This window comes from Pantoea sp. SS70, assembly GCF_029866845.1.
GTDB classification, from domain to species: Bacteria; Pseudomonadota; Gammaproteobacteria; order Enterobacterales; family Enterobacteriaceae; genus Pantoea; species Pantoea leporis.
The window spans coordinates 1,670,528-1,694,936 of record NZ_CP117199.1 but is presented as its reverse complement, the minus strand read 5'-3'; the positions used below and the strand labels follow the sequence as shown (position 1 = coordinate 1,694,936).

Annotated in this window: 28 protein-coding genes, 2 pseudogenes and 1 riboswitch; of the genes and pseudogenes, 18 read left to right on the top strand and 12 right to left on the bottom strand. The window is 54.6% G+C overall.

The window, feature by feature from the left end:
- Positions 1-6 precede the first annotated feature (6 nt).
- Positions 7-948 (bottom strand): D-ribose ABC transporter substrate-binding protein, encoded by a 942-nt coding sequence (locus PO881_RS07870; protein WP_101760789.1) that lies wholly within the window; start codon positions 946-948, stop codon positions 7-9.
- Between the two features lie 183 nt (positions 949-1,131).
- Here PO881_RS07870 and PO881_RS07865 point away from each other — a divergent pair, with 183 nt between their 5' ends.
- Positions 1,132-2,076: a sugar-binding transcriptional regulator gene (locus tag PO881_RS07865; RefSeq protein ID WP_137385584.1), complete on the top strand. Its 945-nt coding sequence runs from the start codon at positions 1,132-1,134 to the stop codon at positions 2,074-2,076.
- A 52-nt stretch (positions 2,077-2,128) separates the two neighbouring features.
- On the opposite strand, the gene emtA is transcribed toward PO881_RS07865, so the two are convergent.
- A complete protein-coding gene (gene emtA, locus PO881_RS07860) occupies positions 2,129-2,740 on the bottom strand; it encodes a membrane-bound lytic murein transglycosylase EmtA (RefSeq protein ID WP_007891535.1) in 612 nt (203 codons plus the stop codon).
- A gap of 181 nt (positions 2,741-2,921) precedes the next feature.
- Here emtA and ldcA point away from each other — a divergent pair, with 181 nt between their 5' ends.
- Positions 2,922-3,845, top strand: a complete 924-nt coding sequence (gene ldcA, locus PO881_RS07855; protein WP_101760792.1) for a muramoyltetrapeptide carboxypeptidase — start codon at positions 2,922-2,924, stop codon at positions 3,843-3,845.
- Between the two features lie 23 nt (positions 3,846-3,868).
- The gene (locus PO881_RS07850) at positions 3,869-4,543 is read left to right on the top strand and encodes an MBL fold metallo-hydrolase (protein WP_101760794.1); all 675 of its coding nucleotides are present in this window, start codon (positions 3,869-3,871) and stop codon (positions 4,541-4,543) included.
- Position 4,544: 1 nt separating this feature from the next.
- Here the strand turns inward: PO881_RS07850 and PO881_RS07845 are convergent, their stop codons facing one another.
- Together PO881_RS07845 and PO881_RS07840 are read right to left on the bottom strand one after the other, a co-directional pair.
- Positions 4,545-4,928, bottom strand: coding sequence for a hypothetical protein (locus PO881_RS07845; RefSeq protein WP_101760796.1), 384 nt, complete (start codon positions 4,926-4,928; stop codon positions 4,545-4,547).
- 129 nt (positions 4,929-5,057) lie between these two features.
- The gene (locus tag PO881_RS07840; RefSeq protein WP_008108187.1) at positions 5,058-5,237 is read right to left on the bottom strand and encodes a hypothetical protein; all 180 of its coding nucleotides are present in this window, start codon (positions 5,235-5,237) and stop codon (positions 5,058-5,060) included.
- Positions 5,238-5,436: 199 nt separating this feature from the next.
- On the opposite strand from PO881_RS07840, the gene PO881_RS07835 reads away from it, so the two are divergent.
- From PO881_RS07835 to PO881_RS07825, 3 genes are all read left to right on the top strand, one after another.
- Positions 5,437-5,766: a hypothetical protein gene (locus tag PO881_RS07835; RefSeq protein WP_101761034.1), complete on the top strand. Its 330-nt coding sequence runs from the start codon at positions 5,437-5,439 to the stop codon at positions 5,764-5,766.
- 61 nt (positions 5,767-5,827) lie between these two features.
- Positions 5,828-6,379, top strand: a complete 552-nt coding sequence (locus PO881_RS07830) for a hypothetical protein (RefSeq protein WP_101761035.1) — start codon at positions 5,828-5,830, stop codon at positions 6,377-6,379.
- A gap of 150 nt (positions 6,380-6,529) precedes the next feature.
- Positions 6,530-6,778, top strand: a complete 249-nt coding sequence (locus PO881_RS07825; protein ID WP_101760797.1) for a DUF883 family protein — start codon at positions 6,530-6,532, stop codon at positions 6,776-6,778.
- Positions 6,779-6,809: 31 nt separating this feature from the next.
- On the opposite strand, the gene PO881_RS07820 is transcribed toward PO881_RS07825, so the two are convergent.
- Positions 6,810-7,004, bottom strand: coding sequence for a hypothetical protein (locus tag PO881_RS07820; RefSeq protein WP_222233273.1), 195 nt, complete (start codon positions 7,002-7,004; stop codon positions 6,810-6,812).
- A 101-nt stretch (positions 7,005-7,105) separates the two neighbouring features.
- On the bottom strand, positions 7,106-7,303 hold the full coding sequence (locus PO881_RS07815) for a DUF6404 family protein (RefSeq protein WP_007891509.1): 198 nt from the start codon (positions 7,301-7,303) through the stop codon (positions 7,106-7,108).
- A 204-nt stretch (positions 7,304-7,507) separates the two neighbouring features.
- On the opposite strand from PO881_RS07815, the gene PO881_RS07810 reads away from it, so the two are divergent.
- From PO881_RS07810 to PO881_RS07795, 4 genes are all read left to right on the top strand, one after another.
- Entirely contained in the window at positions 7,508-8,764 is a 1,257-nt protein-coding gene (locus PO881_RS07810) for a mechanosensitive ion channel domain-containing protein (RefSeq protein WP_280172709.1), read from the top strand.
- A gap of 175 nt (positions 8,765-8,939) precedes the next feature.
- The gene (locus tag PO881_RS07805; RefSeq protein ID WP_280172708.1) at positions 8,940-9,299 is read left to right on the top strand and encodes a GtrA family protein; all 360 of its coding nucleotides are present in this window, start codon (positions 8,940-8,942) and stop codon (positions 9,297-9,299) included.
- Entirely contained in the window at positions 9,296-10,222 is a 927-nt protein-coding gene (locus PO881_RS07800) for a glycosyltransferase family 2 protein (RefSeq protein WP_192413623.1), read from the top strand. The genes PO881_RS07805 and PO881_RS07800 overlap by 4 nt, the downstream gene beginning before the upstream one ends.
- The gene (locus PO881_RS07795) at positions 10,203-11,615 is read left to right on the top strand and encodes a glucosyltransferase domain-containing protein (RefSeq protein WP_280172707.1); all 1,413 of its coding nucleotides are present in this window, start codon (positions 10,203-10,205) and stop codon (positions 11,613-11,615) included. Before PO881_RS07800 ends, PO881_RS07795 begins: the two co-directional genes overlap by 20 nt.
- 81 nt (positions 11,616-11,696) lie before the next feature.
- Here PO881_RS07795 and PO881_RS07790 read toward each other — a convergent pair.
- The 3 genes and pseudogenes from PO881_RS07790 to umuC form a co-directional block, all read right to left on the bottom strand.
- Positions 11,697-11,867 (bottom strand): annotated as a pseudogene (locus PO881_RS07790) (isocitrate/isopropylmalate family dehydrogenase); the annotation flags it as partial.
- Between the two features lie 271 nt (positions 11,868-12,138).
- The gene (locus PO881_RS07785) at positions 12,139-12,438 is read right to left on the bottom strand and encodes a hypothetical protein (protein ID WP_280172706.1); all 300 of its coding nucleotides are present in this window, start codon (positions 12,436-12,438) and stop codon (positions 12,139-12,141) included.
- Positions 12,435-13,461 (bottom strand): annotated as a pseudogene (gene umuC, locus PO881_RS07780) (translesion error-prone DNA polymerase V subunit UmuC); the annotation flags it as partial. The pseudogene umuC and the gene PO881_RS07785, both read right to left, overlap by 4 nt.
- 247 nt (positions 13,462-13,708) lie before the next feature.
- Between umuC and PO881_RS07775 the strand changes: the two are divergent.
- From PO881_RS07775 to crcB, 8 genes are all read left to right on the top strand, one after another.
- Positions 13,709-14,707: a YncE family protein gene (locus PO881_RS07775; RefSeq protein ID WP_085016771.1), complete on the top strand. Its 999-nt coding sequence runs from the start codon at positions 13,709-13,711 to the stop codon at positions 14,705-14,707.
- Between the two features lie 152 nt (positions 14,708-14,859).
- The gene (locus tag PO881_RS07770) at positions 14,860-16,020 is read left to right on the top strand and encodes a TDT family transporter (protein WP_085016770.1); all 1,161 of its coding nucleotides are present in this window, start codon (positions 14,860-14,862) and stop codon (positions 16,018-16,020) included.
- A complete protein-coding gene (locus tag PO881_RS07765; RefSeq protein ID WP_085016769.1) occupies positions 16,017-16,616 on the top strand; it encodes a uracil-DNA glycosylase family protein in 600 nt (199 codons plus the stop codon). Before PO881_RS07770 ends, PO881_RS07765 begins: the two co-directional genes overlap by 4 nt.
- Positions 16,617-16,665: 49 nt before the next feature.
- Positions 16,666-16,735, top strand: a riboswitch (Fluoride riboswitch).
- A 78-nt stretch (positions 16,736-16,813) separates the two neighbouring features.
- A complete protein-coding gene (locus PO881_RS07760; RefSeq protein WP_085016768.1) occupies positions 16,814-17,722 on the top strand; it encodes a DHHA2 domain-containing protein in 909 nt (302 codons plus the stop codon).
- Positions 17,719-18,144: a universal stress protein gene (locus PO881_RS07755; protein ID WP_085016767.1), complete on the top strand. Its 426-nt coding sequence runs from the start codon at positions 17,719-17,721 to the stop codon at positions 18,142-18,144. The genes PO881_RS07760 and PO881_RS07755 overlap by 4 nt, the downstream gene beginning before the upstream one ends.
- A gap of 15 nt (positions 18,145-18,159) precedes the next feature.
- Entirely contained in the window at positions 18,160-19,449 is a 1,290-nt protein-coding gene (eno, locus tag PO881_RS07750) for a phosphopyruvate hydratase (RefSeq protein ID WP_085016766.1), read from the top strand.
- 43 nt (positions 19,450-19,492) lie between these two features.
- Positions 19,493-20,200, top strand: a complete 708-nt coding sequence (locus tag PO881_RS07745) for a 2,3-bisphosphoglycerate-dependent phosphoglycerate mutase (RefSeq protein ID WP_110412224.1) — start codon at positions 19,493-19,495, stop codon at positions 20,198-20,200.
- A 2-nt stretch (positions 20,201-20,202) separates the two neighbouring features.
- Positions 20,203-20,577 (top strand): fluoride efflux transporter CrcB, encoded by a 375-nt coding sequence (gene crcB, locus PO881_RS07740; protein ID WP_010260804.1) that lies wholly within the window; start codon positions 20,203-20,205, stop codon positions 20,575-20,577.
- A gap of 167 nt (positions 20,578-20,744) precedes the next feature.
- Here the strand turns inward: crcB and PO881_RS07735 are convergent, their stop codons facing one another.
- The 3 genes from PO881_RS07735 to PO881_RS07725 all read right to left on the bottom strand — a co-directional run bounded on the left by PO881_RS07735 (position 20,745) and on the right by PO881_RS07725 (position 24,375).
- Complete coding sequence (locus PO881_RS07735; protein WP_085016764.1) at positions 20,745-21,146, bottom strand: VOC family protein; 402 nt, start codon at positions 21,144-21,146, stop codon at positions 20,745-20,747.
- A 125-nt stretch (positions 21,147-21,271) separates the two neighbouring features.
- On the bottom strand, positions 21,272-23,389 hold the full coding sequence (locus tag PO881_RS07730; RefSeq protein ID WP_110412210.1) for a tyrosine-type recombinase/integrase: 2,118 nt from the start codon (positions 23,387-23,389) through the stop codon (positions 21,272-21,274).
- Positions 23,389-24,375: a tyrosine-type recombinase/integrase gene (locus PO881_RS07725; protein WP_085016762.1), complete on the bottom strand. Its 987-nt coding sequence runs from the start codon at positions 24,373-24,375 to the stop codon at positions 23,389-23,391. The genes PO881_RS07730 and PO881_RS07725 overlap by 1 nt, the downstream gene beginning before the upstream one ends.
- Positions 24,376-24,409 lie beyond the last annotated feature (34 nt).

Sequence of the window (24,409 nt, the reverse complement as noted above, 5' to 3'; positions counted from 1 at the left end):
TCCATGTTATGGCGCCAGCTTAAAGGTTTTCAGCTTCGCGGCGTTGCTGTCGTCAATCAGCACGCAATCCATCAGCTGCTTCTCCTCTTTCTGCGCTTTGCCGTTCTTCAGGTAGTAATCCACCTGCTCGACGGCCATCTGCGCCTGATCCCAGCCCGGCTGCAGCACCGTCGCTTTGATGTTGCCTTTATTGAGGATGGAGTCGCGGGTGTAATCGCTGCCGTCGAAGCCGACCACAATCACATTGGTTTTGCCCGCCGCTTTCAGCGCCGCTTCCGCACCGAGCGCCATGGTGTCGTTACCGGAGATCACGCCAACGATATTCGGGTTCTTCTGCAGGATGGTTTCCATGCGGCTGAAGGCTTCAGTCTGGCTCCAGTTGGCACTTTGCTGCGCCACCATCTTCAGATCGGGATAATCATCCAGCACATCGTGATATCCCTGCGAACGTACACCCGCATTGGTATCTGACTCTTTGCCCAGCAGCTCGACATAATCCCCTTTGCCGTTCAGCAGTTTGGCGAACTTCTCGGCACCGAGCTGTGCGCCCTGATAGTTGTTGGAGACGATTTGCGCTACGGCGATGCCGGTTTTATTGATTTCGCGGTCAATCAGGAAGGTAGGAATGCCGGCATCTTTGGCTTTTTGCACCGGGCCAACGGTGGCATCCGCACCGGCGTTATCAAGAATGATGGCTTTGGCTTTGCGCGCGATGGCGGTTTCAATCAGCTGATTTTGCTTATTCACGTCATCATCATGTGAGGCCACCAGCGTGGTGTAACCGAGGGCTTTGGCTTTCTCCTGCGCGCCGTCGGCTTCGGCCTTAAAGAACGGGTTGTCATGTGATGGCGTAATAATAGCCAGCAACCCCTTATCCGCCGCCAGCGACGCCGCCGAGATCATCATGATTGAAGCAAGTAGAGAGACTTTGAGGACAGAGGCTTTCATTTGTTATCTCCGATTGAATATATATTCAATTGCGATTTTATATGCATAATGACTATGCGCTGGCTTTCTGAGCACGTCCATTGCCCGATCCTCAAAAAGCGAAAACGATCACAAAATGTTCTGCGTTGTTATTTATGACAGGCTGATTAACAATACCAGGCAGGTTAAGAGAGAGAAAAAACCATGGCAAAACAGGATGAACAGCGGCTGATGGTGAAAATCGCCACGCTTTATTATGTGGAAGGCAGGAAGCAGTCCGACATTGCGCAGCTGTTGAAGCTGTCGCAATCTTTTGTGTCGCGCATCCTTAATCGCAGCGTGAAAGAAGGTGTGGTGAAGATCAGCGTGGTGCCGCCGGCCAATGTGTTCCCTGAGCTGGAAAAAGCCATTGAGCAGCTGTATCAACTGCCGCAGGTGATTGTGGTGGATGTGCCGGATCAGGCTTCTGCATTGCAGATCAAACAGGCGATCGGTTCCGCCGCCGCGCACTATCTGGAAACGCGGGTGCGTGCCGATGAGCTGATTGGCATTTCCTCCTGGAGCGGCACCATTCGCGCCATGGTCGATGCGCTGCATCCGCTCAGCGCGCCGTGCCAAGGCGTCATTCAGCTGCTGGGCGGCGTGGGCGCCAACGGCAATGTGCAGGCCACGATTCTAACGCAGAATCTCGCGGCGCTGCTGGGTTGTCCGGCATGGCTGCTGCCGTCGCAATCAATCGAACACTCGGTAAAGGATCGCCAGCGTTTGTCGGTTAATCCCGATGTCGCGGTGGTACTGGAAAAGTTTGATCAGGTGGACCTGGCGATTGTCGGCATCGGCGATCTCGAGCCGTCCGCCCTGCTGCGTAATTCCGGCAACTATTACGACGGTGAGATGCTGCAAACGCTGGCTGAACGCGGCGCGGTGGGCGATATCTGCCTGCACTATTTTGACGCCGACGGTCAACCGGTGCTGAGCGCAGAGGAAGATCCGGTAATTGGTATGGAGTTGGCGCAGGTAAAACGCTGTCCGCAGGTGGTGGCGTTAGCGGGCGGCAAAGAGAAAGCGCAGGCGATTCGCGGGGCGTTGCGCGGCGGTTATGTGCAGGTGTTGATTGTGGATTATCCGACGGCGCGATTGTTGGTGTAGCGGCGCAATTCATTGCGTCATAAATCGCGCCGCAACAGATAGGTGTACAGCATCAACCGATGGTGCGGTAGGCGGTGGTGACTTTCCATAAATAACGCGGGGCCTGTGCCGCCGGATGCTTATTCTGTACGTGCTGGTAAAACTCGTCCGGCGTCATGGAATTGATCATCGCAATAGCACGGTCGCGGTCACGTGAGAAAGTACGCAGCAAGGCACCAGCACCGTTGGCGTAGGAGACAATGGTGGCGTAACGCAGGGTCAGCGGATCGCGAATTCCGGCTAAGGCGGAATCCTGCAGAATTTTCAGGTAGGCCGCGCCAATATCGATGTTCTTCGCCGGATCGCGCAGCTCGGACGAGGATGGCTGACCATGACGGCCCTGGGTGCGATAGACTTCGCGGCCCGCGGTCGAGGCCTTAATTTGCATCAGACCAACCGCATTGGAACGGCTCACCACGGTGGGATTGCCTCCGGATTCGACACTAATAATGGCGCTGATTAACTTCTCATCAACGCCATAATGACTGGCGGCATCTTCGGTAAACATTGACCATGCATCATTCACCTTCGACGGCGGTGCCTGAGTTAACGGCGTATTCTTCTCGGGCAGTGCCGGTTTTTCCGGCTCGCTGGAACAGCCAGCAAGCAGCAGTGCAGAAAGCATAAGTAGGCGAATTTTCACTGATTTTTGGTTCCGCAATAGGGTTGGCGCAAGCTATCATACCTGGCGCAGCGCGATGCAAAATTACCGTTTATCCTAAATCGGTAAAAAACCTTATGCTACCGTGACTTCGATAACGCATTTCGTCATCATCAGCAGGCCACTCTACAGCAGGATGGAAGTTATGGTTACTCCCCGCACGCTACGTCTCATCGCCCCTTCCGGTTATTGCCACAATCAGGACGCCGCCCAGCGCGCGGTGAGTCGTTTACAGGCTGCTGGCCATCATCTTGACAATCTATCGGCGATCACCCGCCGCTTTCAACGCTTTGCCGGCGATGATGCGCAGCGGCTAAATGATATCAATGCGCTGGCCACGCTAGAGGCGCTGCCCGATATCGTGCTGGCGGTGCGTGGCGGCTACGGCGCTTCACGTTTGCTGGATAAGATCGATTACGTTGGCCTGCAACGTCGATTGCTCAATCAACCGGTGGCGCTGTGCGGCCATAGCGATTTCACCGCGCTACAACTGGCGTTACTGGCACAAATCGGGCTGATCACCTTTAGCGGGCCGATGTTGGCCGGTAACTTCGGCGCCGAGGCATTATCTGATTTTACCGAATCGCACTTTTGGCAAACGCTGACATCACCTACAGTCAATCTAAGCTGGCGCAGCACCAGCCCGGATCACGGCCGCTGGCAAGGCACTTTATGGGGCGGCAATTTAGCGATGATTTGCTCGCTGATTGGTACGCCGTGGATGCCGCAAATTGAAGGCGGCATTCTGGTGATCGAAGATGTGAACGAACATCCGTTCCGTATCGAGCGCATGCTGATTCAGCTGCAGCAGAGTGGCATTTTGTCGCGCCAGCAAGCGATTATTACCGGCAGCTTTACCAGCACATCGCTGTCGGCGTATGACAACGGTTTTGATTTTGCCACCGTGTGGCAGCGCATTCGTGACGAGTTTCAGATTCCAGTGATTAGCGATCTGGCTTTTGGACACGATGCCGATACCGTGACGCTGCCGCTGGGCGCTAGCGCCACGTTGCAGATTGAGAATGGAGAAGCACAGTTCGCCTTCACCGGCCACCCGACATTGCGCTAACGTGTTGCCGCAGGAGACCGACAATGAAGCCACTGTACGACGATTTGTGGATCTCCACGCCAGAATTCCCCGCCGAAGAGACGGCGAGTGACTTAATGATGCATGGCTTTATGCTGTGCCACCCACGCGGCAATTTATTGATTGGCCGCGTGGAGCATCCGCTCGATCATGAGTTCCTTAACGATGCCGGCGGCGTCATTCGCCACTATTTGACTCACTGGCACGAAGCCGCGCCGGGGGCGATCGCCATTCAGCAGCGCTTTAATAGCGCGCTCTATTGCCACAGTCGTTCGCTCGGGCCGGTCAGTTTGGTGATTGAGCCCGACGAAACCTTTACACAGCAAGAGACGCACTTCGGCGATTTTCACCTGCTGCCGACGCCCGGACACACGCCCGGCAGCAGCAGCTATCTCTATCACTCGCCGCTCGGCCACACTTATCTGTTTGTCGGCGATACGCTGACCCGCGATTACAACCGCTGGATCAGCGTGCTGATGCCTGAAAGCAATCCCACCGAACTGCAGCAGTCGCTGGAGTTGTATCGCTCGTTACGCCCGGATGTCGTGCTGATGAGCACCACGCGCGGACATCTTTCGTGGGCTAAGGTGAATTTGCAGAGCTGGCTGGCAGCCATTGATGAGGCGGAACAGTCGCCGCTGGATTTGCGCCAGCGGCAACTCATCAAACCGGGTTATTAACTCACGAGTTTGGACGCGCGCTGTCGTCGTAGCGTTCCAGCGATAGAATCTGCGCATCGCGCTTATCGGTGCGGCTGCAGGGCAACAACTTGTTGCTGTTGGCGTAGACGAAGAAAGTTTCATCGTTCTTTTTGTTCACGATTAACTGATCGCCATTACGAAAACGGGTGATGGCAACCTTGTCACCCCCTTTCAGGCTGGTGCGCTGCTGCCCGGCAGCAATCTGGAAGTGGCGCGTTGGCCACATTAACGTACTCAAACCATACTCGGCACGCGATACCGTCATAGTCGGACGGCCGGGACAGGTGATTTGGTATTCGGTTTCGCTCCAGGCGGGCGCTATCTGACATGCCAGCACGCCAACGGCCATGACTAGTGCCTTCATTGGGTTCTCCGCTGAGGTTAAATGATGATTTCGTGGCGTGATTGGCCTTGCTGCTGCATTCCATAAACTTCATCCAACAACAGCAAAGCCTGGTACATCAAGCGCAATGAGATTCTGCGGGAGCAGGCACTATTCAGCGGCCACTTGCGCCGCGACCAACATCAATGCCAGTCCGGCTTCTTCGGCTTCAAAACGCTGCATCACTTCCTGAATGGCCGCTACGCAGTTCATTACCTGCTTCTTTTTGTCGGCTTCTAATTTGTCGATCGCGTGCTGAAGAATCATTAAACTCGCTTCTTCTTCTTTCATTAATTTACCCTTGTTTTGCTTACCTGGTGCGCAACGCTGGCAAGAATACCGTTTCTCTGCTAGTAAAGTCACCCCTTTACATTCCTTCCGCTTAACGATTATACAAATGACAAATGGGAAGCAGCGTCAGACCTGCTATGATCCACTTATCAGTACGCATAGGCGTGCCATGGCAAACCAGGGAATGAAGCAGGTGCTCATGTGGCGAATCACGGTTGTACTCACCCTTTTAATGTTAGCTGGCTGCAGTTCCGCACCGAAAGGTGTCGACTGTCCGGGCGAAGTGTCGACGATTTATGGACAATCGATGGGCAACACGCAGGCGCGGATCTTTGATTTGGTGAGCGCCTTCGCCGTATCGCGCGATGGCGTGAAGGTGCAAAGCGGTACGCTGCACTCCACCGATCGCTTTCAGTACGTGCCATCGGCCATCACCGCGGAGGGCTTTTACGCGCAACGCCTGTCTGATAAACAGTTCCGCCTGATCAATCCTTATCAGAACACCATGATTACCTGGACGTGCCCATAAGCCGTGCGTCGCAGCGTGAGATGGTTTATTGTCTGCCCATCGCACGCGGCGGACCTGCATGATGGAAAAGAGTCTGGATAACAACGGCTATATCGATTTCCCCTTTCCGGCCAGCACCAACGCGGATGGCTCGGTGAACCCCTGTGGATTTGACCTCACGCTGGAAACCGATCGTATTGATGAGATCACCGCCGGTAAACACTCCGAAAATATGCGGCGCCTGCTGGAAGAAGTGAATCTGCAGGATGGCTTATTTATGACGCTGGCCTGCGACTGGCAGCAACGTGACGATGGCGTGTGCGGATTTATCGATGTGGCATTTCGTCCGACGGTGGCAGGCTTCAATACGGAAGAGACGCAAAGCCTCGATCAGGCGTTTGAAATCTACCTCAGCCGTCAGGAGAAGCAGCACAACATGCAGAGTGGCACGCTAATCAACTACGCGCGTGCGGTGCTTGATTGGAGCTGGTCTCCCCTGCAGCAGCGCCACATGCGCTACGAAAAAGTGACCTTACGCTATTACTGCCAGCAGGCCGACGATGCCGAATGGTGTTTTGACCACCTGCGTCACTTTCTGGTGAGCTGGTATCCGGCTTATCGCGGTCAGCGCTAACTTCAGGTTTTCGCTTTCCCACTCCGCTGGCATGCGCAGAATTTTTGCGTACTGCAAACTGCTGTTACAACCTTTACCGCTGCGTCATTTGCTGCCTGTAGTTTCTCTGACTACGCTTTACAGGACATTCACCACGATCAGGGAGTCATTATGAGCGACAAAGCGGAAGCAAAATTGAATGAAGCGGCGGGTGCCGTCCAGGAAAAATTTGGTCAATTCACCGGTTCACGCCGTCATGAAGCCAAAGGCGCGGCGCGTCGTTATCCGGCTCAGGCCAGCTATGCGGTTCAGGATGCAGCGGATTGTGTGGTGAAATCGGTACGCGATAACCCCGCGACCGGCCTGGCAGTTGCAGCCAGCATTGGTGTGATTGTCGGTTTTCTGCTCGGACGTAAGTAATCCGTTAAAACGGGGCCTCAAGGCCCCGATTTTAATGGTGCTGACCCACCTCATATATTCCTTCTTTGATGTGTTCATCCGGCGTTTCAGCCACATCTGCGGTGCTGTTTTCCATCTTCAAATGACGATCGTGCTGCAGGGTTAACGTTATTAAGCTTGAAGGCTGTGCGCAAGCGACCACAGACAGCAGCAGAAAAAACCACGCAGCGACAACTTTCTTTACCATCGTTCTTTTTCCAGCAAGCTGAGATATGTCGGCTCAGATTGCCCGAGTAAATGAAAATGAGCGTCAATGTGCCGCAAAGCTCTGTAGTCAGTTGTGTACAACTACACCTGCGCGCGCCGTGCTTTGTATCGCGCAACCATGGTCATCAGCGCCTGGTAAATTAATCCCGCATACAAGCTCATCACGATCACCATGCCGATCTCTTTGCCCTGCGCCTGCCACGAAACAAACCACATAAAGATGCCCCACAACAGCGAAAACAGCAGCCAGCCTTTAACGAACTTGATTACACCTTGCATACCACCTCCTGAATCGTAAGCGCTGAAGATAACGGTTTAGTCTTTAATGCACACTGCCATCAGCACGTAAATGTTAACTGTTTCAAAGTTCTGCGAAAGGGAATGTAAACCCACGATGGTGTAGACTAATGCGCACGCGTCGCATATCGCCATCGGCGCGATTATGTTTGAATTCCCGCCAACACTGTCCGGCATGTGGTTGAAATGAATTATTTAAGCAAGATACAAAGTTTTATTGAGGGTAACACGGTGCTGTCGGCCGCTTTCAGCCTGATGTTATTGATGTTTGCCGGCATGATCGCCCATCTGATCTGTAAATTCTTTATTGTTAAGGTGGTCAGAAAGGTGTTCTTCAGCACGCATAAAAATCAGGTGCCGCTGGATAAGGACGTCAGGCTGTCGGAGAAGCTCTCTAACTTTATCCCGGTGATCACGGTCTATTATCTGCTGCAGTTTATGCCAGATTTACCCGAGCATCTGTTGATCGCTATTAAGACCATCTGCGGCATTCTGTTCTTCGTCTATTTATCGCTGTTCTTTACCGAAGTGCTGGAGATCGTTAATAACTCCTATTCGAAAAAAGCCAAGCGCAAAAATCACTCGATCAAGGGTTATATCCAGGTCGGCAAGATTCTGGTGCACATTATTTCGGCGATTATGATTCTGGCGATTATGTCGAATAAATCGCCGGTGATTATTATCTCCAGTTTGGGTGCCGTAGCGGCGGTATTGATGTTGGTGTTCCAGCATACGCTGATGTCGCTGGTGGCCAATATTCAGGTGTCATCGAACGATGTGCTGCAACTCGGCGACTGGATTGAGATGCCGGATAACGGCATCAGCGGCGAAGTGATCGATATCGCGCTGCATACCATCACCATTCGCAACTGGGACAATACGCTGTCGCGTATCCCCACCAAAAACTTCCTCACCGAAACCTACACCAACTGGCAGGCGATGTTCTCCTCCGGCGCGCGCCGCATTATGCGCAGTTTCCATCTTGATCAGATGTCGATACGCTTTCTCGATCACGAGATGGTGCAGCAGATGAGCCAAATCCGCGGCGTCAGTGAGCAACTTTCAGCACTGATGGATGGCCGCGATAGCAATGCGGTGGGCGAACGCTGGTTTGCAGAAAACGGCATTACCAATCTAACGGTGTTTCGTAAATACCTGACGGCGTGGCTGTCGCAGCGCGACGATATCAAAAAGGATATGTATATCGTGGTACGCGCCATGAAGCCTTCGCCCGAGGGTTTGCCGGTGGAGGTTTATTGCTTCACCTCGTCAGTGCTGTGGGTGGATTACGAGGATTCGCAGTCGGCCATTTTTGAGTATATCTATGCGATCGTCGGTCACTTTTCACTGCGGATGTACCAGCAACCGGGTGGCAGCGATTTCTGGCGACTGTCGCAGGAGCGCGCTCAAATCGCCAAACCCAATGAGCAGCAAGTCGATTAATGCATTAAAAAAACGGAAGCGATTAGCTTCCGTTTTTTCTGACGATGAGTGAATAGCCTGCGCTTATGACATACCGGTGAGGACGCTGATTTTTCAACTTTATTTATCGTACCCCTCCATGTAAAATTCGCATCTATTTTGCAAATAATGATGTCGTCATGGCTAATATTTCACTATGTTGAAATTATTCTCACGTTTTTTATCAGTTGGCATCATTAACACACTGATTCATTGGATGGTGTTTGCAGCCCTGTATTCTCTTAATACCCGCCAATGGCTGGCTAATCTGTTGGCTTTCATTGTCGCGGTAACATTTTCATTTTTTGCCAATGCACGCTGGACGTTTAAAGCCGAAGCGACAACTTTTCGCTATGTCATCTTCGTGGCCTTTATGGGCATAATGGCCGCCGGCATCGGCAGTTTCGCCGATCATACGCATATTAATCCGATTATCACGCTTATTTCATTTTCTATAATAAGCCTGGTATTCGGCTTCATCTATTCAAACTTTATTGTTTTTAAGGTGAAAAAGTGAAAATTTCTCTGGTCGTTCCCGTCTTCAATGAAGAAGATGCAATCCCGATATTCTATCGTACCGTCAAAGAAAAACTCTCTTCTTACCCTCTCGAAATTGTCTTCATTAATGATGGCAGTACCGATAGAACAGAGCAGATTATTAAGTCGCTGCGGGATGATGACGAATCTGTATTAGTCATTAATTTTATTCGTAACTTTGGTAAAGAAACCGCGCTGCTTGCCGGACTTGAACATGCTACCGGTGATGCAGTCATTCCGGTTGACGTTGATTTACAGGATCCCATCGAAGTGATTCCCTTGCTAATAAGCAAATGGCAAGAGGGATGGCCCATTGTGCTGGCAAAACGCAATGACCGCAGTAGCGATAGTCATTTCAAGCGTAAAACGGCTGCATGGTTTTATAAACTGCATAATAAGATCAGCTCACCAAAGCTTGAAGAAAATGTTGGAGACTTTCGTTTACTTTCGCGCGCGACTGTCGAAAACATAAAGCAATTGCAGGAACGCAATCTATTTATGAAAGGCATCCTGAGTTGGGTGGAGGGTGATGCTGCCATCGTGGAATATAGCCGTTCAGCGCGCGTTGCGGGAGAGGCAAAGTTTAACGGATGGCGACTTTGGAATTTAGCGCTTGAAGGGCTGACCAGTTTCTCAACCTTTCCGCTCAGAGTGTGGACCTATATTGGTTTTTTTGTCGCATTCCTGTCGTTCGTTTATGGCGCGTGGATGATCATTGATAAAATAATATGGGGTAACCCGGTAGCAGGTTATCCATCACTACTGGTATCAATACTGTTTTTGGGTGGAATTCAATTAATTGGAATAGGTGTGCTAGGTGAATATATTGGCAGGATATATATTGAAACCAAGCATAGACCTCGATATATTAAAAAGGAAGCAGATGACAAACATAGCTTGTAATAACTTTAAAGTTTATCTTTTTTTAGCTGCGGCATTATTGGTTTGCTATAGCCCTGTCTTTCTTTCAAGCTATGCCTTTTCGGATGATTGGTACTATCTGTTCAGCGCCCAAACTGATCCTGCCAGCATTTTCAAGTGGGACGTCCTCTCTGGAAGGCCGGCCTATGGCGCTTTGCGCTATGGTTTCTCTTTCCTGATATCCAGCGTGAACTCTTTGATACTGATAAGAGTGCTATCCGTTGTCTCTCTCATATTACTAAGCTGTTACTTTTACAAATTTATCTCTGAGAGAGGTATCCTTAAAAATCCACTGCAGAGAGTTATATTCTCTTTAGTGATCTGTTTACTGCCCTCTTTTCAGGTATTCAACGCCTGGTCAGTATGTTTTCCTTTTGTGACGTCTATTCTTCTTGCTGGATGGAGTTACTCAGCATTAACCCGATTGCGTGGTATTAAGGGAATAACGGTGTCAGCCTTGCTGATTACGCTCTCTTTCGCCATTTACCAGCCCACGGCCATGTGTTTTCTTTTTTTTGCGTTTATGGACACTTGCCTGACTCCACGTAAAGTCGCTAAAAAAGAACTCATTCGTACATTGTTAATGATTTTCTTTGGCATGCTAATGGCATTGATATTAGCCAAAGTCATTCCGCTCCTGTTATTCGGCGAGACACTTTCAAGAAGTAACATTACCCTCGATCTCATGGGAAAAATAAAATGGTTCTTTGTAGAGCCATTGAAAAATGCCATCTGTAATTTTGACACTGGGAGAAAAGCACTATCGGTTATTATCTCTCTGTTATTCATCTTTATTGGGCTGAAAAAAATTAGCGGGAACGGCAAGGAGAAAGTGATTTTATCTTTACTGTTCGCTGTTGCAGCAGTGACCCCAAACTTATTGGTGACAGAGAGTTGGGCGGCTTACCGAACAATCAGTGCGCTCTCGCTGATTACCACGTCTTGCTTCCTTATCGGGATATTCGTGGTGATCGATAAGACAAAATACTCACGATTCCTTTATCTATTGCTACCTGTCGCTGCCGGATGGCTTGCAGCCAACAATATTAAAGAGGGTTTTTCTTCACCTCAGCAAAAAGAGTATGCACTTTTAAAAGCCGAAATAACTAAAATGGTCGCAAAAGATTTCGATGGCGCCCTTTACTACCGCTTAAATAGTGAGAATTTGCCAAAAATTGCAAAATCATCGAAATATGATGAGTTTGGTTCTTTATCTTTAGGCATGCCGTGGACGTTTGCCGGTATGGCATTTACCGTAAAAAAAGAAGCGGGTATGCATTACACTCTAACCAAATCGCCAGTGATCAACGGCAATGAGAGCTGCTCAGGGAAATGCATAATTATTGATGCTCAGGCGGTGCTGGCAAGGCAATAAACTTAGCTGGCATATCTGCCAAATTGAGATAAAAAAACGGGAGCCATCGGCTCCCGTTATGCTTTCTGCCCGAGTGGTAAATTACATGTTGCTGATGATAGCGTCACCAAACTCTGAACATTTCAGCAGTTTAGCGCCTTCCATCAGACGTTCGAAATCGTAAGTCACTGTTTTGTTAGCGATAGCGCCTTCAACACCTTTAACGATCAGGTCAGCCGCTTCGAACCACTCCAGGTAGCGCAGCATTACCTTGCAAAAACAAACATAATCATCTGAATATATTTGAATTTTTTCTGTTTTAATAATCGCAAATGGTAGCTCTTGCCTTTAGAATTAATCCTTATAAATCATATATATGAATTTAGTTTTACAGAATAAACTTACCGCTTCGCTAGCTATTTTTAAGAGCCAGTCTATTTTCAATAAGTCGCTTTTACTTCCCTGTCTTGACGACTCAACTTCATTGGAAATTTTGGCACAGGATAGTGCAAGCCCGGTTAGCCACCACTTCCGGGCTTTTTTCTTAAATCGGCAAATCACCCTCGCCATACATGGTCGTGATTTCATGCGTCAGCACTCCGACTACTGCAATATCTTCCAGCAGGTCATCCATCAGGAATGCGCCATCGTCGGTAATGAGCCGCCGCGGCTGAATCATGATCATCGCCCACTCATACATGCCTGACATATCAATCAGCACAGTGTCACCGTTTACCGGGTAACGCTGCTTATCGACTATGCACCTGCAGCCATTCAGCTCCACCATGCTGGAAGTCTCACGCGTAGACAGGATGTGCTGCAGCGGCTGTAGCAGAAACGTCACTTCGCCACTGGCAGGTCCCACAGTCTGGTGGTGTATGCCGGCGACAACATTTCGCGCTTCATCTCCCCGGATTTCTGGATACCCTGTCCTGCAAACATTTCCCCTTCCCGCTCTGGTTAAGGCCGTCAACTACGCGCATCAGCGATTCGCTGTTGGCCTGTGGTTTGTATTCGTCAAAGAGATTGAGCTGAGATACGCCCTGACTGTAGAAGTCGCCCAGCATCACGCCTGCTTCATATACCGGCACCCGTCGCGCCAAATGTGGTCGAGGCCTTGCATAGCAACACGGATGATGTCGCGTGTGTCATTGGACGGCGTTAGCAGCCTGCCCATTGTCTGATTGCCATAAAACACCTCACCTTCAGCCTGTGGACTGGTGCGGACGAACACGGCTACCTGTCGGCAATACTGGCGCTCACGCCTCAGCTGCTCAGCAGCGCGTTCTGCGTAGGAGCAAACCGCCTGGCGCATATCCATGTACTCGGTGATGCGTGAACCGAACGATCGGGAGCAGACGATCTGCTGCTTCGTCGGCGCGAACTCTTCCAGCTTAAGGCATGGTTCGCCGCGCAACTCACGCACCGTTCTCTCCAGCATCACGTTAAAGTGCTTCCGGATGACATAGGTACTCTGCTCCGACAGGTCTTTGGCGGTAATGATGCCCATCGCGTTGAGCTTCTTACTTATCCGGCGGCCTACATCCCACACATCCTCTACCGATACCAGCGCCATCAGCTTTTTCTGCCGCTCGACATTGGACAGGTCGACGACGACGCCGGTCTGCTTCCACGTCTTCGCGGCGTGATTGGCAAGCTTGGCCAGAGTCTTGGTCTGGGCAATGCCTACACCGACGGTCAGATGCGTGTCTCGCTTGATTCGCTCCCGCACCTCGCGGCCAAAGTCTTCCAGCACCCTGCAGTTGCGTACGCCGGTCAGGTCGAGGAATACCTCGTCGATGGAGTACACCTCCACCGATGGCGCCATTTGCTCCAGCGTCGTCATCACCCGGTTAGACATGTCAGCGTTTATGTGGAATGCAATTTAAACAAAAAAAATGAGCAACTATTCCTCATGGACTGAAATCCAGAGCCCCACTTATTCAGCCTTAAATTGCTGCAGTTTACCTCCGCTCAGAGCATAAAGAAGTGAACTGGTAAGACATAGCCGGAAAATCGATTTCCCTGAGAGGGGGTTATCTGCCACACTTCTTCTGAAGCCCTTAAGCGGGCAATGAGTCTTATCCCTTACCACCCCCTATGCAGGAAAAATGATGATAAAAAAATACAGGATCCCGGGACTGACCGCGGTGGCGCTTCTTCTCATCAGCACCCTCGCCGGTGCCGCAGAGGCGCGCTGGACGTTTGACGGCGATATCCACAACAATTCTCTTGCTGTCAGTCCCGATGAAAAAACGGCGGTGGCCTCCTACAGTGAGCGCCCTGACGTGGTGGTTTACGACCTGGTTAACGGCAAAGTCAGAAAGGTGCTGAAGGGATACGTCACGCCCCGCAATGCGCTTTTCTCCCCCGACGGGAAGGCTGTATATCTTTCAGACAGCAGCCTCGGCGTGGTCAGAAAAATCAGCACCGGGACGCTTGACGTGGAGACCACGCTGCCGCTGGGGGCCGGGGCATTCGGTACAGCCATCAGCCGTGACGGTCAGCGTCTGTATGTGAATAACGAAGCCGCCAGCACACTCTCGGTGTATGACCTGACCCACAACCGGCCCGTTTCGGTTGTGACGGGTTTTGCTCAGCCCCGTCAGGGCATCAAAATCAGCCCGGACGGCAAAACCGTCTACGTCACCAACTTTAAGGGCGATAAAATCACCCTCGTTGACGCCGTAACGGGTGAGATTCGCGGCGAGATAACCGGCTTCAGCAAGCTGCGCGCCATTTCTGTCAGCGCCGACGGCCGCACGCTTTACGCGGCTAACAGCGGGAGCAACACCATCGCAGTGGTTGACACGCAGAAGCGCGCCATTACGGCAACCATTCCCGTGGGGCAGGACCCTTACGGTGCCGCCCTGACACCGGATAACCGCTATGTTTACAGCGGCAACCTGGGTGACAACAGCCTCTCCGTTATTGATACCGCCGCCGGTAAGGTGGTCGCCACTGTTACCGGACTGGATGCGCCCCGTCAGGCCATCGTTTTCAGTAAAGACAGTGCCCGCGCGTGGGTGCTGAATAAAGACCTCAGTATTTCGGTGGTTGACCTGAAACAGAACCGCGTCACGGCCACGATTAAAAGCCCGCCGAAGGCCTGATTCAGTCCCTCCCTCACTCCGGTGCAGTAACAGTCTTTCGCAGGGTGAGGGAGGATAAACCACTTTTACAGATTTATTTTAGCTGAATAACCTGTTTTAAAGATTTACGTCTGCATGCCTATACTGTTTCTGTTTACACAGGAGATCCCGGCATGAACGATAAAATATTTACCCTGCATAACGGAGCACGCCCGCTGAGCGCGCTGAGCAGCCCGAAAGAGGCCATACGTCAGTTCACGCCAAACTGGTTCGCCGCCACCATGGGAACCGGTATCCTGTCGCTGTCTCTGGCGCAGTTCCCCTGGCCGGTTCCGGGATTGCGCCTCGTCGCGGAAGGGCTGTGGATGTTTAACATCCTGCTGTTCAGCGTTTTTGCCGTGATGTATCTGGCCCGCTGGGTCATGTACTTCGGTGAGGCAAAGCGCATCTTCGGCCATTCAACCGTGTCCATGTTCTTCGGCACCATCCCGATGGGCATGGCGACCATCATCAACGGCCTGCTGGCGTTCGGTCTTCCCCGGTGGGGCGCAGACGTCATTCCGGTGGCGCACGCCCTGTGGTGGCTGGACGTGGCGATGTCGCTGCTGTGCGGCGTGTGTATTCCTTACATGATGTTTACCCGGCAGCAGCACAGCATTGACCAGATGACGGCCGTCTGGTTACTGCCGGTTGTGGCTGCCGAGGTCGCAGCGGTCAGCGGCGGCCTGCTGGCGCCGCACATTGCCGACACCCACGCGCAGCTCGGCATCATTATTACCAGCTACGTGCTGTGGGCTTACTCCGTACCGGTGGCGCTGAGCATCCTTGCCATCCTGCTGCTGCGTATGGCCCTGCACAAGCTGCCGCACGAAAGCATGGCAGCCTCAAGCTGGCTGGCCCTGGGGCCGATTGGCACCGGTTCGCTCGGTATGCTGGTCATCGGCGGCGATGCGCCCGGGGTGTTTGCCGCGGCGGGCATGCCGGAAATCGCTCACATCGCGCAGGGCGTGGGGTTCGTTGCCGGCATTCTCTTCTGGGGCTGCGGCCTGTGGTGGATGCTGCTGGCCACGCTGATAACCGTGCGATACTTTCGTGAAGGCATTCCGTTCAACCTGGGATGGTGGGGCTTTACCTTCCCGCTGGGCGTGTACACCGTCGCCACGCTGAAGCTGTCCACCCTCGTTGACCTGGCGTTCTTTAAAGGCTTCGGCGCGCTTCTTGTCGTCATGCTGGCCGCCATGTGGCTGCTTGTCGCTGTGAAGACGGTGCGCGGGGCATGGAGCGGGAAACTCTTTGTTTCCCCCTGCCTGGCAGGCCTGGACCGGAAGTCGTGAGTGAAACCTGCACGTCGCTGCTGGACCCCTTTCTGCGCGAGGAGCGCCTCGCGGCGATTACCGCGCCGCACGTAGCCGCGCTGAATCGCTGGGTCAGCGGGCAGCGTCAGGCCGGCGTGGAACTGCCGTGGTTTGATCCGGCCGACGGCGGGACCGGGGCCGGACTGCTTGTCCTGCTGCAGTCGCCGGCGCGCAGCAGCCCGTCACCCCGGTTCGTTTCGCGAGATAACCCGGGGCCGGCCCAGCAGAATCTGGGGCGGTTTCTGGCGGAGGCCGGTATTGCGCGCCGGGACAGCGTGCTGTGGAATACGGTGCCCTGGGTCAGTGACGGGCCGCAGAAACGGCCCTCAGCGGCGGACATCCGCAGCGGCTGCGCCTGGCTTGAGGGCGTGCTGGCGTATCTGCCCGCGCTGCGCGTGGTGGTGCTGGCCGGTGCCGTAGCGGCGCAGGCCCGCGGGACGGTCAGCTGCCTTCGCCCCGGCGTCACGGTGCTGACTATGCCTCACCCCAGCCCGCTGTCGCTTTGCACAAGCCCGGCAGTGCCGGAAAACATCCGCCAGGTGCTCCGCGAGGCACGCACTGCGCTGGCGGGCTGAGAGCGCCGCCGGAATAATACTGACAGGTTTTGCAACCGGCTCTATACTCACAGTACAGGGTGATGGCGTTCCACCCTTCCCAACCGCTCCGTTCAGGAGCTGATGACGCCTGATGTGACTCTTGATTTTCAGGAGGTGCGTCAGGCCGTCCTTACTTTCCTCCCGGCCTGCGTACTTCCCTCTATGGGGAGAGACCTGTGATACACGTTTTTGGCCACATTAATCCTGACAGCGACGCCATCTGCACGACCGTCGTCACCGCACACTGGCTGACCGGGCGCGGAATGGATGCCCGCGCATGGCGTCTCGGCGAGGCTAACCGGGAAACCCGCTTTATCTTTGACGCCGCCGGCCTCACGCTGCCGCCGCTGCTCGCTTTTCCGCTAAAGGATGAACGGGTCTGGCTGGTCGATTTCACCGAACCGGCACAGGGGCCTGACGACCTGCTCCGGAGCAACGTCGTGGGCATCACTGACCACCACCGGCTGGGCGGGCTGATAACGCAACTGCCGCCGGAGGTACATATTCGCCCGGTTGGCAGCAGCGCCACGCTGCTCTGGCTGCTGATGGACGCAGAAGCGCGCCGCATGCTGCCCCCGACGCTCGCCGTGCTTCTGCTGGGCGCACTCCTGAGTGATACCGTGAATCTTCGCTCGCCGACCACCACCGAAGACGATATCCGTTCGGCGACCGAACTGGGCGCACTGTCTGGCGTAAACCGCAGAGCCTTCGCCCGTGACCTCCTCACCGCAAAAACAGACGTCAGCGGCCTCAGCGCACAGCAGCTGCTGGACAGGGACCTCAAGGCCTTCGTCATTGCCGGCACCGACGTGCGCATAGCCCAGATTGAGGTCAGCTCACCGTCACAGGTTGCCCCCGTGATGAACGACCTGCTCGCAGCACTGGCGTATCTGGCAGACCAGTCGGGAGCTGGCCTGGCGGTGCTGATGCTGACCGACATTCGTACCGGGTTCTCAACGCTTTACTTCGCCGGGCGGGAGAGCGTTAACGTCGCCTCCTGCTCCGTACCGGGCATGCTCAGCCGCAAAAAGCAGCTTCTGCCGTGGCTTGAGTCCCGCCTTAACCAGAACGGAGGTTCATTATGACCTGCTACACCCACGCACTGATACTTGTGAACGATAAAAACGACGGCACTCTTCTGCTGAAACGGGCGGTCGCGCTGGCGCAGCCGCTCGGCATGAAAATCACCCTGGCGCACATCAGCGACGACTACCGGGAGATGAACTACGTGTCTGACAGCCTGATGGACGACGTCGTGTCGGAGGAGGTGCTGAAAGGCAAAGCGTTTATGAGTGAGCTGGCGGCCTCCGTGCCTGAGACGGTAGACACGCGGGAGCTGGTGACCATGCGCCGCGTTGAGGACGTGGAGAAGTGCATCGCGGAGCTGGGCGTGGACCTCGTGCTTGCCGGGCACCGAAACCGCTTTATGGGAATGCTCACCTCCCGCTCGGCGGACTACATCAACCACCTTACGGTGGATGTGCTTATCACTCACCTGACTGACTGAACCGGGAGAAACACCATGCGCTTTACACTGGATAACGTAACCGCCCGTGAAATTCTTGACTCGCGCGGCAACCCCACCGTTGAAGTTGAAGCCCGGACTACGGACGGGATGATGGCGCGCGCCTCGGTGCCTTCCGGGGCCAGTACCGGCTCGCGCGAGGCCGCAGAGCGCCGCGACGGTGACGCACACCGTTTTGGCGGTAAAGGCGTGCTGGATGCCGTCAGGGCGGTTAATACGGAAATCTGCCAGGCCGTGCGCGGCAGCGACGTGCGCGAACAGCGTCAGCTGGACAACATCATGCTGGCGCTGGACGGCACGGAGAACAAGAGTCGCCTGGGTGCCAATGCCATTCTGGGCGTGTCGCTGGCGGTGGCCCGGCTGGCGGCACAGGCCTCCCACGAGCCGCTGTGGCGCTACCTGGGTGGCCTGCAGGCGAACCTGCTGCCCGTGCCGTGCATGAACATTATCAACGGCGGCGTGCACGCCCGCGGTCAGGGCGCGGACTTTCAGGAGTTCATGATAGCCCCGCACGGCGCACCCACGCTGCGCGAGGCCGTACGTCAGGGCAGCGAGGTCTACCAGGCGCTGCGCCAGATCCTGCTGGACAACAACCTGTCGGCGGCAGTGGGCGACGAAGGCGGTTTTGCGCCCGCCGTGTCGTCAAACCGCGACCCGCTGGCGTTTATCGTACAGGCCATTGAGAAAGCCGGATACCGGCCCGGAGAAGACATCAGCATCTGCATGGACCCTGCCTCAAGTGAGTTTTTCGCAGACGGCAAATATCATCTGCGCACCGAGGGCAGCGCGCTGAGCGCGGCGGAAATGACGGCATACTACGGCGAGCTGATGGACCAGTTTCCCGTCATCCTGCTGGAAGACGGCCTGGCCGAGGACGACTGGGCGGGCTGGAAGCATTTGCACCGGCAGCTTGCGGGCAGGGCCGAACTGGTTGGTGACGACCTGTTTGTCACCAACGTGAAGTATATCCAGCGCGGCATTGACGAAAACCTCGCCAGCGCCGCACTGATTAAACTCAATCAGATAGGCTCGCTCAGCGAAACGCTGGACGCCGTGGCGCTCTGCCAGCGGCACGGCTGGGGCGCGTTCATGTCCCACCGCAGCGGGGAAACCACGGACACGTTCCTTGCCGACCTGACGGTGGCCCTGCGCGCGGGACACCTGAAAACCGGCGCGCCGTGCCGCGGCGAACGCGTGGAAAAGTACAACCAGCTGATGCGCATTGAGCAGGCGCTGGGTGACGATGCGCACTACGCGGGGCTTCATGCGTTTGTGCGCCGCACGTAGCACATCCGCCGGACGGTCCCCGTCCTGCACAGAAGGAATGCCTGTGGCCTCTGCAACGCTGATCCTTTTGCGTCACGGCGAAAGCCAGTGGAACCGGGAAAACCGTTTTACCGGATGGACAGACGTGCCGCTGACGGTCAGGGGGCTGCAGGAGGCCGACCGGGCCGGTGACGCGTTGCGGGCAGCGGGCCTGATGCCCGACCGTGTCTTCACCTCGGTGATGACACGCTGCGTTCACACGGTCTGGCGGGTGCTGGACCGTCTTGACCGCAGCTGGACGCCCGTGGAAAAGAGCTGGCGACTGAATGAGCGCCACTACGGGGCGCTGCAGGGGCTGAACAAGGACGACGCTGCCCGGATAATGGGGGAAGAGACTGTCCGGCTCTGGCGCAAAAGCTTCAGCGGCATTCCGCCCGCGGACGCGGAGGCTCCGGCGCAGCTGCGTCGGGATCTGCGCTACCGCCGCGTTGCGCTGGCCGACCTGCCTGCAACGGAAAGCCTGGAAATGACGCTGCGCCGCGTCATGCCGTACTGGCAGCATGCTGTGGTACCGCAGTTACGCTGCGGAAGTTCCGTTCTGGTTGTGGCGCACGGCAACACGCTGCGCGCCCTGACCGCCTTCCTGGACGGCATGCCTTACGACAGCGTGGCACAGCTGCACATCCCGACCGGCGTGCCGGTCGTATATCAGATGGATGCGGCCGCCCAGGTCGTGTCCCGTGATGTTCTGAATATTAAAAAAAAGGAGTGAACGTGAATCAGCTTTTTGCCGTCATCACCGGCGGTGCTTTAGGGTGTGTTATCCGCTGGCAGCTGGGCGCGCGCCTGAATGCGCTTTTTCCGGACCTGCCGCCGGGGACGCTGCTGGTCAACCTGCTGGGTGGATTTATCATCGGGGCGGCCCTGGCGTATTTTCTGCGCCATCCCGGCCTCGATCCGGCCTGGCGGCTGCTCATTACCACCGGGCTGTGTGGAGGAATGACGACCTTCTCCACATTTTCAGCTGAGGTTTTTGCCCTGCTGCAGTCAGGCAGCTATGCCTGGGCAGCCGCCTCGGTGCTGATACACGTGCTGGGTTCGCTGGCCATGACGGCGGCCGGATTTTATATCATGACGCTGTGTGGTTAACCCGGACCGTACGGCCTTTAATCCAGGCGAGACCTCAGTGCAGCGACCGCTGCACTGAGGTCAGACAGTTCAGTATATTGTTCAGAAGCGCTCTCTGCGGGCCTGACCCGACAGGGTTTACGCCTGTAATGCTTCTCGTAAATCCGGGGCACTGTCGTGACAGAGTTTCAGGTCTGTCTGTTCTGGTAAAGGTCCCAGCGATTGCCATAGATGTCCTCAAACACGACAACCATTCCGTATTCTTCCTCCCGCGGCTCCTGACAGAAGTGGACGCCTTTTGCCTTCATAGCATTGTAGTCGCGCCAGAAGTTGTCGGTCTGCAGGAACAGAAAAACCCGTCCGCCGCACTGATTGCCGATAAAGCCTTCCTGCCGATCGTTCGACGCGCGGGCAAGAAGAATAGCACAGTCGCTGTCAGGGTCCGGCGTCACCACGACCCAGCGCTTACCCGGCTGCGGCGTGTCCTCAATCAGGGTAAAGCCCAGCTTATCGGTGTAATACTCAATTGCACGATCGTAGTCATCGACCACAACAGCCACATACCCCATACATCGCTTCTGTTTTCTCATCTGCGGCTCCATCAGTTACGGCATCACGCCCGCTATAATCAGATTTATATCAGATACGACGTTCGGTCGTCTGTACTGACTCTGCGCTGACACCCTCAGGCCGGACATTGTAAGCATCTGATCCGTCAGGATTGTGGATCCAGTCTTGTAAGAACCCGCTCAACCTTTTCAGCATCCTGCTCCAGTATGGATCTCTCATCGGGAGTGAGCGGAACCTCTTCGAGGTAACGCCGGATGGATGCTTTACTCTCCATTATCAGCCCGCGCGCGCTGTCTTTAAGCAGGTTAAAATCGCAGCCGATGCAGGCCATCCGGTGCTGACAGCTGCTCCAGAAAGGGTTCGTGCAGTATGAGTCACCCAGATCATAGTACGTCGCGGGTCCGGTCAGACTGGCGGCTTCCGGATCGTGGTCAATCAGCACGCTTATCATATGAGAGACCCTGTCGGCTTTGACGAACGAAGCGGCCAGCTGAGTCGGACGTATACGAATATAATGCAGGGTTGACTGTGGGGATGAATGGCCGGACCACTGCATCAGCTCATGTAAAGACATCCCCCCGGCAACACTGGCCAGTGCTGTAACGGCAGAAGCACGGCCGCGGTGGCTGGTAATGGGACCGCGTGAATCTTCCACAGACATACCCGCTCTGGCGCAGAGAAGCGGAATGACAGTGAGATTTATTATGTTTCTTCCCACCGGTTTACCCCGGTTCTGAAACAGATAACGAACTTTTTCACCGGTGCGTTCATCCGTAAATGCTGCCTGCTCCTGAGGACGCTCACTGAGCCAGATATCGACATATTTTTTCACAACAGACGAGACTGGCTTAACAAAAGCTTTAGACGTTTTGCCGGCTGGTACGCTGAGATAGCACAGAGTACCGGCCGGGACAGGGCTGCTGTTTTCCTGCAGAATGTCATCCACCTGTGGGGTAACGCAGTTCATTGTCAGGCGCAACAGCTCGTTCTGTCGCAGCCCGGCATGCGTCCAGATAACCGCCATAGCCTGAAGCATAGACAGGGGATAATGAATTTCGCTCAGCAAATCTTCCTGACGCAGGTTCAGACTCGCCCAGACCAGTCTGAGCCAGACCGGATCATCAATAACGCGGGGGCTCACGCCCTGACGAAACAGCGGTGTATCAGGCGTGGACAGATGGCGGGCCGGACTGAACTTTAATCGCCCCCATCCCCAGCTTTCATAATCAAGCATAAAACGGCGAATGGCATAAACAAACCGGCTGCGGGAATGCGGCATCAGGGGTTCTCCTGAGCGTTTTGATTGTCTGCCCCCTTTCTTTGTATCCAGTGACAGCTCGTCTACTTTCAGTCTGCCGACCATTGCAATAAAGCTGGCGCAGGTTTCCATTGTCCAGTCAGAGGGCTCGCATATTTCCGGCTTTTCCCGGGCAAGCCACAGGCCACAGCGGAGAATAAAACTGTACTGAGTTTCTCTGGAGCGGGGGCGGAGTACCGACGTTTCCCGCCACATCCGGCACCACCGCGCCCAGTCAGGTGCGATACCTTGTGTTGGCTTTTCATGCCATTCCTGATAGTTACGCATTCTCAGGGGGCTCTCTATAATTCCCATAGCAGCAAGCGCACAGGATATTTTCCCCGTAGCTCTTGCGATTCCCCGGTCGTGGCAGTTCTGCCCCCGCCACAGGAGGTCTGTCGTAAAAGTTTCAAGACGCGGGTCGTTGTTCATCAGCATCAGTACACCCAGCATACCGGACATATTGTGCTTCTGATTCTGCCCGGCATATCCCATTGAGATCAGAACGTCTGTCAGCCGGTTAATTTCATGACTGACAATACTCCGGCCATATATAGCACTGGCGTACAACGACGGTGCGCCATGCACTGGCAGGCTGAGCGGAGAAGAAAACGGACCGAGATGAAAGGCAAAAGCAGCAAGCAGGGGCCTGCCGGAACAGTGTTGCTCACAGAGCGTTAACCATCTTTCCTGCGTCCACTGCCAGCAGGGCTGACCCGACCGGTGCGTTTCTGCAAGAACGGCAAGGAGGGTAATTCTGGCAAGTCTGACACTGATACTGCTTCGTGAGGCAATGTCCTGCAGAGGCAGCAGCAAATATGGCAGGGAATCTGGCCGATCGAGCGCAGCAGACCGCCGGTAGCCTGTACGTATCGCGTCTTTTTCCTCAGGACTCAGCGCATCGCTCAGCTGATAATCTGTGCGTTTGAAAGGTATATAAGTGACTGTGTTTTTTTTTCCACTCATCAGTAAGCCCCCGCCTGAAAAATAAGGCCAGCGATTTTCCTGTCGGTTTCAGCTACGGCTGCGGTTATCCGGCCAGACAGATCGGACCCTGACAGATGGATATAAATCTGTGTGGTGCGCGGATCTCTGTGTCCAGCATAAGTCGCCAGCTCATGCAGCTTCCAGCCGGCCCGAGCCAGATGGGTCAGGCGAAGATGGCGAAAGGTGTGGGTTGTAATCTGTGGAAGCCCCGTATCCAGAGCCCATCTGCGCACGGTTTTACTCCAGCTCCACACAGAAAGAGGAGTGCCGTAATTACGATCAGAAAATGAACGGAACAACGCCCCCTGTGTCCGGCCAGCCCGCTTCAGCTGCCGGAAAAGGTTTGCCAGTACCGGCGTAATGTCCGGACCATAGCACACAACCCTTTCACGCCGGCTTTTCGTTGTTTCCGGGCGGATACGGATCAGGCGATGAGCAGGGTCGATATCCTCAAGCGTCAGGGCTGTCACCTCTGCACGGCGGAGTGCACCAAAATAGGCCAGTGCGAGCATCAGCCGGTCCCGCAGGGAAGCAGCTGAAACATGTTTAAGAAATCTCAGCCATTGTTCATTGTCAGGTATTACAGGTAAGCGGGTGATACGCGGGACAAGCCCCCGCCCGGTATAAATGGCACCCGGTAAACCCGCGCGGGGTAGCGGATTGAGACTGCATATATCCTGATAAACAAGAAAGTCATACCAGAGACGGATAGCAGACAGGCGCAGCTGGAGCGTGGCACTGGCCGCAGGGTAAGGCATGCCAGGCAGCTGAGGGCGGATGTAGGCGGCGAGGTCTTCAAACCGGGCTTTTTCAGGTTCAATTCCGTTCTCGCTGCAGAACGAAAAGTAATGATGAAGGGCGCTACGGTAGGCGGTGAGTGTGCCCTGCGCCCGCCCGAGATCGGATAACAGTTTCAGCCAGCGCTCTGCCAGCAATAGGCTTTGTTCATTCGGTGGGATCAGCATCGTGTTCTCCTCTGACAGCAATATCGCTGCTCAA